The 8,635-nt window shown below is 73.1% G+C and carries 9 protein-coding genes; 3 read left to right on the plus strand and 6 right to left on the minus strand.

Going from position 1 to position 8,635, the window contains the following annotated elements:
- Positions 1 to 132: 132 nt before the first annotated feature.
- From AB0F18_RS37085 to AB0F18_RS37095, 3 genes are read right to left on the minus strand one after another with little or no spacing between them, the layout of a single operon-like run.
- Positions 133 to 1,161, minus strand: coding sequence for a hypothetical protein (locus AB0F18_RS37085; RefSeq protein ID WP_362069294.1), 1,029 nt, complete (start codon positions 1,159 to 1,161; stop codon positions 133 to 135).
- Between the two features lie 46 nt (positions 1,162 to 1,207).
- Positions 1,208 to 2,470, minus strand: a complete 1,263-nt coding sequence (locus tag AB0F18_RS37090; protein ID WP_362069297.1) for an MFS transporter — start codon at positions 2,468 to 2,470, stop codon at positions 1,208 to 1,210.
- Positions 2,471 to 2,472: 2 nt separating this feature from the next.
- Positions 2,473 to 3,354, minus strand: coding sequence for an alkaline phosphatase family protein (locus tag AB0F18_RS37095; protein WP_362069300.1), 882 nt, complete (start codon positions 3,352 to 3,354; stop codon positions 2,473 to 2,475).
- A gap of 267 nt (positions 3,355 to 3,621) precedes the next feature.
- Here AB0F18_RS37095 and AB0F18_RS37100 point away from each other — a divergent pair, with 267 nt between their 5' ends.
- Positions 3,622 to 4,983, plus strand: a complete 1,362-nt coding sequence (locus AB0F18_RS37100) for an alpha/beta hydrolase-fold protein (protein ID WP_362069303.1) — start codon at positions 3,622 to 3,624, stop codon at positions 4,981 to 4,983.
- Here the strand turns inward: AB0F18_RS37100 and AB0F18_RS37105 are convergent.
- The gene (locus AB0F18_RS37105) at positions 4,961 to 6,415 is read right to left on the minus strand and encodes a carboxylesterase family protein (RefSeq protein ID WP_362069306.1); all 1,455 of its coding nucleotides are present in this window, start codon (positions 6,413 to 6,415) and stop codon (positions 4,961 to 4,963) included. The two genes, AB0F18_RS37100 and AB0F18_RS37105, sit on opposite strands and share 23 nt — an antisense overlap.
- 145 nt (positions 6,416 to 6,560) lie before the next feature.
- Here AB0F18_RS37105 and AB0F18_RS37110 point away from each other — a divergent pair, with 145 nt between their 5' ends.
- Positions 6,561 to 6,884: a hypothetical protein gene (locus AB0F18_RS37110; RefSeq protein ID WP_362069309.1), complete on the plus strand. Its 324-nt coding sequence runs from the start codon at positions 6,561 to 6,563 to the stop codon at positions 6,882 to 6,884.
- Positions 6,885 to 6,978: 94 nt separating this feature from the next.
- On the plus strand, positions 6,979 to 7,266 hold the full coding sequence (locus AB0F18_RS37115) for a chaplin (RefSeq protein ID WP_362069312.1): 288 nt from the start codon (positions 6,979 to 6,981) through the stop codon (positions 7,264 to 7,266).
- 111 nt (positions 7,267 to 7,377) lie between these two features.
- Here AB0F18_RS37115 and AB0F18_RS37120 read toward each other — a convergent pair whose 3' ends face one another.
- Positions 7,378 to 8,241 carry a tyrosinase family protein gene (locus AB0F18_RS37120; protein WP_362069315.1) on the minus strand — a complete coding sequence of 288 codons (864 nt, stop codon included), beginning with the start codon at positions 8,239 to 8,241 and terminating at the stop codon, positions 7,378 to 7,380.
- Positions 8,242 to 8,268: 27 nt separating this feature from the next.
- Positions 8,269 to 8,631 carry a tyrosinase family oxidase copper chaperone gene (locus AB0F18_RS37125; RefSeq protein ID WP_362069318.1) on the minus strand — a complete coding sequence of 121 codons (363 nt, stop codon included), beginning with the start codon at positions 8,629 to 8,631 and terminating at the stop codon, positions 8,269 to 8,271.
- Between the last annotated feature and the right edge of the window lie 4 nt (positions 8,632 to 8,635).

The following is an 8,635-nucleotide window of genomic DNA, read 5'->3' on the forward strand; positions in this document are numbered from 1 at the left end:
GCGGCCGGCCGCCCTTATCGCTCCCCCCCGGGCGTGGTTGGGGGGGGCTCCCCGGCCCGTGGTCTGCGCGGCGCGGCGCGCGCCCGGCGCCGCAGGACGCCCCGGCCCTCGTTCCCGCCCCTTCCCCGGCCCTCAGCCGAGGAGGGCGGGGGCGAGGGCCGAGGCCGTCACCCGGGCCGGGGCGCCGCTCCCGTCGGAGGGCACGGAGTACAGGTCCGCGCCGAAGTCGCCGGGCAGGGAGTAGAGCACGGTCCGGTCGTCGGTCCACACCACCTGGTCGTCCACGCTGCGCTGCTCGGCGAGCGGGGTCTCCTTCATGGAGGCCAGGTCCAGGACGTGGAGCCGCCAGGGGGCCTCCTCGGGCAGGCCCTCCACCCGCTTCTTGAAGACCAGCCGGGTCCCGTCCGGGGACAGTGAGGGGCATTCCAGGTTCTCGCGCAGGGTGGTCACCGTGCGCTCGACGAGGTCGCCGCGGACGAGGTGGGTGCGGCCGCCGGTGGCGAGGGTCGCGTAGAAGGTCCGCTCGTCGGCGGCGAAGGTGACCCCCCAGAAGTTGACGTCGGCGTTCCGGTAGGTCTTGCCGTCCATGAGGACGGTGAAGTCCTCCAGGGAGGCGTCGTACCTCCCGGTGCGCAGGTCGAGGAGCGAGGTCCGGGTGGAGAAGTTCGTTCCGGCGTACGAGTCCCCGCCGACGAAGACCGTCCAGGCCACCAGGTGGCCGCCCGGCGAGACCCGGGCGCGGGTGGGGATCCCGGCGAGCGGGCGCGCCGTGACCTCCTTGAGGCCGGAGTCGAGGACGACCGCGCGGTAGCTCTCCTGGACCCCGCCCTTGTCGGACTGGAGGCAGATCCCGGTCCCGGCGGCCGCGTGGAAGCGCAGGCACTTCACCCCGGAGGCGGTACGGGGGCCGTCGGGGGCCGCGGCCGGGACGGCGGCGAGCTCGTCGCGGTGCGGGCCCCAGGCCATGTTCCGGAAGACCATCCGCCGGCCTCCGTCGCCCGCGGCCAGGGAGACCGCACCCGGGGTGATCTGCGGGCCTCCGGGCCGGGCCCGGTCCTTCTCGTCGGCCCGCGAGCCGGCGCGGACGACGGCGAGCACGCCGACGGCCGCGAGCAGGACGACTGCGCTGACCAGGATCAGGATCCGGCGCTGGAGGGTCATGTGGGGTCTTCGGTCCTTCTCGTGTGGGGGTGCGGTGGCCCGGGGATCAGGCCTCGGCGGGCTTCAGCAGCGCGCAGCCGGCGACGGCGGCGGCGAGCAGGACGGCGGCCACGGCGAGCGCGGGCCGGGCGCCCCAGACGGTCCAGGCGGCGCCGAAGCCGAGGGAGGCGGCGAACCGGGCGAGGGCCTGGCCGGTCTGGACGAGGGCGAGCCCGCCGCCCCGGTGCTCCTCGGGTACGGCCCCGGCGGCCTCGGCCATGAGGACGCCGTCGGTGGCGGCGTAGAAGGCGCCGTGCAGCAGGAGGACCGCGTACGGCAGGGCCGGGTGGTGGGCGCCCGTGAGGAGCAGTCCGTACGCGAGGAGCAGCGCGAGGTGCCCGCCGAGGAAGACCCGGCGCCGGCCGAGGCGGTCGGCAAGCCGGCCCAGCGGCATGGCGAGCAGGAAGAAGGCTCCGGCGGTGCCGAGCGGCAGCAGCGCGAACCAGCGGTCGGCGATCCCGGTGGCCCTCTGGAGCAGCAGGAAGACGAAGGCGTCGCTGACGGTGCACAGCCCGAGCAGCAGTGCGCACAGGGCGGTGCGGCGCAGGTCCCGGCGGCGCAGCAGGCCGAGGGAGGCGCGCAGCGAGACGGGCGCGGGGTCGGGGGCGGGCTGCGCGCGGCGGCCCGGCACGAAGAGCACCAGCACCAGCACGCCCAGGGCGGCCACGCAGGCGCTGACGGTGAAGACGGCGTCGTAGCCGTCGGCGGCGCCGCGCAGGATGAGGAAGGCCAGGAGCGGCCCGATCAGCGCGCCGGCGGTGTCCATGGCCCGGTGCACGCCGAAGGCCCGGCCGCGGTCCTCGGGGGCGGCGGCCAGGGAGATGAGCGCGTCGCGCGGGGCGGTGCGCAGCCCCTTGCCGGTGCGGTCCAGGGCGAGGACGGCGCCGATGGCGGGCAGGGTGTGGGCGAGCAGCAGCAGCGGCTTGCACAGGGCGGAGAGCCCGTAGCCGATGCCGGCGAGCGCCTTGTGCCGGCCGAGCCGGTCGCCGAGGTGGCCTCCGGTGAGGCGGACCAGGGCGCTGACGCCGTTGTAGACCCCGTCGAGGAGGCCGAAGCCGAGCGGGGTGAGCCCGAGTCCGGCGACGAGGTAGAGCGGGAGCACGGCCGTGACCATCTCCGAGGAGACGTCGGTGATCAGGCTGACCGTGCCCAGGGCGAGCACCGTGGGGGCGAGGGCGGCGCGCCGCCCCGGGCTGGTGCCCGGGGCGACGGCCTGCGTCTCGGGGGCCACGGCGGGCGCGGGGGTACCGCGACTGTCCGCGACGTACATGGTCAGGAAGCCCAGATCCCCGTGATGTCCTTGGCGGTGGCGGCGTTCCCGGCGTGGGTGGTCAGCCCGGCCAGGCCCTCCAGGGTGCGCAGCATGTCGTAGTGGTTGTAGGTGGTGGAGGAGGTGGATCCCGGGGTCACGGGCTGGCCGTAGAGCACGGTCGGGATCTGGTTGCCGGCGAGGCGGTTGTCCTCGTCGAAGGTGATGACGAGCAGGCTGTTGTGGGTCTTGGCCCAGTCCGCGTAGGCCTTGAGGTTGTTCTTCAGCCAGGTGTCGCCGGTGCCGACGGAGCAGTCGTGCATGTCGCTGCAGAGGTTCGGGACGACGAAGGACACCTTGGGCAGGGTGGTGAAGTCCGTCGGGAACTGGGTCATCGTCTTCGCGGTGCCGGTGGGCACGTTGGAGAAGGCGAACCAGGGGTTGTGCTTGCGGGCGTACTTGCCGCTGGAGCAGGTGGTGGAGCCCTGGCTGGGGAGGGTCTCGTTGTAGCTGCCCCAGCTCTTGCCGGCGGCTATCAGCTCGGAGGCCAGGTTGGGCGCGGAGCTGAAGCCGGGGGTGTAACAGCTGTCGTCCGTGACGCCCTGGTTGGAGCCCGAGAAGAGCTGCATGTAGTTGGGCTGGCTGGGGTGGGTGATGCCGTAGGACTGGGTGAGGTTGGCGCCCCCGGTCTTGAGGGAGTTGATGTAGGGGGCGCTGGAGCTGCCGATGACCTGGTTGTAGGCGTGGTTCTCGAAGACCACGACGACCGTGTGGTCGGGGGCGGGAAGGCCCGCGGCGTGCGCGGGCTGGGCGCTGCCGAGGCCGGCCCACAGGGCGGCACCGGCGGCGGTGACGCCGAAGGCGGTGGCGAGGGCGGTCTTGCGGCGGGACCGTGAAATGGTCATGCCAAACACGGGATGTACCTCCGGGCACATGGGGGAAGTCTGGGGCGGCGGCGCGGACGCACCATACCCAGGGCCATGTGCATGGGCCAGGGACAGTCGGGTAACAGCAGGGGAACTCCGTACGCCCCGCAGGCGATCGGCAATGCCCGACCCCAGGGAGCGTCAAGAAAAGGAAAAATGAGGAACCCCGAGGCACTATCGTTCATCATTCGAACGGAAGCAGTCCTCCCCGCGACGGGGCCAGCAACAGCCGGAGAGCCACCGCACATGTCGTACTCACCCGATGGCCAGTACCAGCCGCCGTACAGGCCGGAAGGTCAGAACCCGCCGCCGCGCCCGCCCTACGGACAGCAGCAGGGCGGCCGGCCGCAGTACGCGCCCCAGGGCGGCCGTCCGCAGCCGGCCTACGGGCAGCCCCCGCAGCAGGGCCGGTCCCCGTACGGGCAGCAGGGTTACGAGGCCCCCACGCAGCAGCAGCCCCGTTTCGAGCAGCAGCAGTACGAGCAGCAGCAGTACGACCGCTACGAGCCTCACTACGAAGATGAGCCGCCGCGCGGCAAGTCCAAGGCGAAGAAGTGGATCATCGGGGGCGTCACGGTGCTCGCCCTCGCGGGCATCGCCGCGGGCGTGATGGCGTACTTCGAAATACCGCCGTTCACCGACAAGGGCGCGGACGTGTCCTTCGGCAAGCCGCAGGGCGGCCAGGCGGGCGCGGCCAAGCAGGCGCCCAACTCGAAAATGTTGATGCCGACGAACCCGACGGCGCAGTTCAAGAACGCCTCTACCCTGTCGGACGGCACCCACGTGGCGGTCACCGAGCTGGACGGCAAGAAGTCCGGCTTCAAGGGGAAGGTGTGGGTCTGGGCTCCCAAGGAGTACAACGACCCCAAGTTCGCCAAGAGCGGCTTCCCGGTCATGATCGCCCTGCCCGGCGGCGCCGGCTACCCCAGCAACTACTGGATGGGCACCGACCTCAAGCTCCAGGCGAGCATCAGCAAGTGGTACAGCGAGGGCAAGAGCAAGCCCTTCCTCCTGGCCATGCCCGTGCTCAACCCCGAGAACCACGACACGGACCCCAAGGACCCGCAATCGGGAACCTACTGGGACGGCAGCGACATCCCCGGCCAGCCGAAGATGGACACCTGGCTGACCGAGGACGTCCCGGGCCTGATGAAGGAGAACTTCCGCACGGTCAAGTCCCGTGACGGCTGGGCCTTCATGGGCTCCTCCACCGGCGGCTTCGCGAGCCTCAAGGCCGTGCTGAAGTACCCGGACAAGTTCAAGGCCGCGATCGCCTCCGGCCCGGACATCGTCCCGGACTCCCCGCTGTGGAAGGGCCACGACAAGGAGAAGAACGAGAACAACCCCAACCTGCTCTCGAAGGCGCTCATCGAGAAGAAGGGCGCACCGGACGTCTACATCGCCTTCCAGGTCGGTGACAGCGAGAGCAACAAGGAGACCCTGCCGAACGTGCAGAAATACATCGCCACGTACGGCAACAAGGGGCCCATCCACACCAGCCTGAGAGTCATCCCGGGCGGCAAGCACAACGCCGCGACCTATGTGCCCAACATGGGTGAGGGACCGATCGAGTTCATCAGCAAGGTCATGGAAGGACCAGTGGAGTAACAGCCTCCGCGCACACTGCCTCCGGCTCCGGCCCGTCGAACACCTTCGGCGGGCCGCTGCCGTTCCAGGGCGCCCAGCCGGGGTCCCCGGTGGCGGCGAAGCGGACCCAGGCCCCGTGCATCTCGTCGGCGAGGGCCTGCGGCGCGTCCGGCCCGGCCAGCCAGGCGGACTCCGGCAGGCCGAGGGTGTCGAAGACGAAGCCCAGCTCCAGCGCGTGGCAGGCACCGAGACCGGGTACGCCGCTGGGCCAGCGGAACTCGTAGAGGTGGCTCGGGGCCTCCCGCCGGGCCCCGGCGATCCGGCGCAGGGGGTCGCGCAGCAGCCGGTCGGTGACCAGGTGCCCGGCGAGGTCGGCCGGGGAGGTCTCCGGCAGCGCGGCGCGCAGCGCACGTACGGCGGCCCGGTCCTTGCCGCCGCGCAGCCGGCCGTACGCCACGGCCAGCGGGCCGAGCCGGTCCAGCAGCCGCATCCCGCCGGTCGGCGCGAGCCACAGCCGGTGCTCCTGCGCGGTCCAGCCCATCAGCAGCGGTACGTCCGAGGCCGCGGCGGCCTCCAGCGGGTCGACGGGCAGCGTGTCCGGGTCGGTGACCAGCCCGAAGGCGGGGCCGCCGAGGACCGGGGAGGAACGGCGCATCGCCGTCGCCTGGGCGGCGAGCAGCGCCGGCAGACCCACCCCTTCGAAGGCCCGGGCGGTCGCGGGCACCCCGAGCCGTGCGGCCATCCGCCGCACCATGGTGCGGACCTGGTCGCGCGGCAGCGCCTCGGGTGCCCCGCTCTGCAGGACGGCCCGGGCGAAGAGGCCGGCGGCGCGGGGGGCGGCGAGCAGGGCGCCGGTGCTGATGGCCCCGGCGGACTCGCCGAACACGGTGACGCGGGCGGGGTCGCCACCGAAGGCGGCGATGTTGTCCCGGACCCACTCCAGGGCGGCGATCTGGTCGAGGAGGCCCCGGTTGGCGGGGGCGTCGGGGAAGAGACCGTAGCCGAGGACCCCGAGGCGGAAGTTGACCGAGACCAGCACGACCCCGTCGCGGGCGAACGCCGAGCCGTCGTAGACGGGGACGGCGGAGGAGCCCCGGGTGTGGGCGCCGCCGTGGATCCAGACCATCACCGGCAGCCGGGCCCCGGGGGCCGGGTCGGGGGTCCAGACGTTGAGGGTGAGGCAGTCGTCGCCGGGGATCTCCGGGTCGGACAGCAGGGCAGCGAAGGCCGGCGGGTAGGGCACCTTGGGCGCGGTCGGCCCGAACGCCCCGGCGTCGCGTACGCCGTCCCAGGCGGCCGGCGGCCGCGGGGCCGCGAAGCGGAGGGCACCGGTGGGCGGCGCGGCGTAGGGGACGCCCCGGAAGACGGCGGTACCGCCGGTCTCCCAGCGGCCCTCCACGACCCCGTGTCCCGTCCCGGCCCGGGGCCGGTGGACGCTGCCCGCTGTGCTCATCCGCGCTCTCCTCGGCCGGCCGCGGTGCGTGCCCGCGGCCTCGGTGCGGCCCGGTTCCGCTTCCGGGCGTTCCCAGCACGGTCGCACAGCCGTCCGACGGGTGACAAGGCGTGACCGCGTCCGGGGCGGCCCTGGTTGGACCGGCATGCGAGCCATTCTCATCACCCCCGCCGTGACGGTCCTGGCCCTGGGCGCCCTGCTGTCGGCGGCGTCGGGCGCGGCACGGGCGGCCGGGCCCGGATTCCAGTACGTCGGCCAGGACGACCGCGTCCACGCCGTGACCTCCCCGAAGGGCTGCGTGGAGGCGGCGGGCGGCGGCGGCCGCGCGGTCACGAACCACACGCGGCTCGACGCCACCCTGTACGGCGCACCGCACTGCAAGGGCCCGGCGCTGGCGGTTCTGCGGCCGGATGCGGTCACTCCGGTCCGGCCCTCCTTCGCCTCTGTCCGTTTTTCCGCCCCCGAGTAGCGGTAACGGCCGTGACCACTCGGCGCCCGCCGCGTTGTACGCCATGTCAAATGCCGCAGAGGATGCGGCGCCCACATCTCACGAGGAGATCTTGATGTCGCGTATCGCGAAGGCATTCGCCCTCACCGCTGTCGCCGGCAGCACCCTGGCCGCCGGCGCCGGTCTGGCCGTCGCCGATGCCGGAGCGCACGGTGCGGCGGTCGGCTCCCCCGGTGTCCTGTCGGGCAACCTCGTCCAGGTTCCGGTTCACGTCCCGGTCAACGTCTGCGGCAACACCGTCAACGTGATCGCCCTGCTGAACCCGGCCTTCGGCAACACCTGCGTCAACGCCTCGCACGGCGACGGCGGCCACCACACCGAGGGCGGCAGCTACGGCGAGTGATCGCCTCCCCCGCCTGACCGGCTGAAGGGCCCCCGCCGCACGGCGGGGGCCCTTTTCCGCGCCGCTCCTTCCTTCCGTGCGTGCTGCCTGCCGGAGGGAAGGAGCGGCCGCTCACTCGTAGCGGTAGACGCCCCCGTGGCCGAGCATCTGGCGCGGGGTGACGTCCCACGGGGGCATCGGCTCGTCGAGGGCGATCACCCGGCCGCGCTGGAGGTCGCCGGGCCGCAGCGGGGCGGCCGGCAGGTACCCGGAGCCGGGGTGGCGCTGCTGCCAGCGGTCCCAGACGAGGTCCACGAAGGCGTGGTGCAGCCAGAACGCCGGGTCGTTGGGGGCCGTACCGCCCGTCATGTGGCCGCCGATCCACTGGTGGACCTTGTTGTGGTTGCGCCAGCGCTCGCTCTTCGGCGCGGCCCAGCCCTCCAGCTTGTTGCGGAAGCTGCCGCCCTCGGCGGTGGAGTTCCAGGGCGAGGAGTCGTAGACCGGGTCGTCGATGGCCCACTGGAGTTCGGCGGCCGTCGGCAGGGAGATCGGGTTGCCCGGCCGCCCGAGGTTGCGGGTGAGGAACGGGGCCTCGCTGACCCCCTCGGTGATCGTCCAGTTCCCCCGCTCGTGGGCGAAGGGGCCCGTCATCACCTGGTGGTCGCCCGCCCGGCCGGTGCCGCCGAGGAAGTCCTCGGCCCACAGGGAGGAGACGGGGCTGGAGTCGGCGGTCCAGTCCCAGTAGGGGATGGAGATCCGGGGGTCGAGCTCCCGCAGCCGCCTCTCGAACTCCAGCAGGTAGCTGCGGTGCCAGGGGAAGAAGGACGGGGACATGTGCCCCACGCGCAGCTTCCGGTCCCGGTCGGGCACGAAGTAGGTGCCGTGGGTGCGCACGAACTCGTCGTAGATGCCGTTGCGCTTGAGCTCCAGCAGCGCGGACGTGAACCGCTTCTTCTGCGCGCTGGTGAGGTTCTTCTGGTTCTGCCGGGTGTACACCGCGGGGGTCCTCCTGGTTCCCGGCCGTCAGCCGTGGTGCGGGGCGGCCAAGGCCAGCTGGGTGGTGCCGAGTTCGTCGACGGCCGCGCGGGCCGCTTCCAGCGGGGTGTCGTAGGACTGGAAGTGGTTGACCGCGCTGAGGTAGCTGCCGTCGGCGCGGCGCATGACGTGCAGGGGCCGGCCGTCGATGTGCACCGCCGCCCGGGCGGGGTCGACGCTGATGTGCCGGCCGCGGTACGTCTCCTCGGTGAGCGGCGCCGGGCTGAGCGTCTGCCGGGGGCGGCGGGCGCGCAGCACGGGGGTCAGCGCGGCGGCCGTCCCGGCGAGGGCGGCCGCGCCGAACGCCGCACGGAGGAAGGCGCGGCGGGTGCGGGTGGCGCTGGCGTGCATGGGT

Origin of the sequence: Streptomyces sp. NPDC029216 (genome assembly GCF_040648015.1) — a bacterium.
GTDB lineage: Bacteria > Actinomycetota > Actinomycetes > Streptomycetales > Streptomycetaceae > Streptomyces.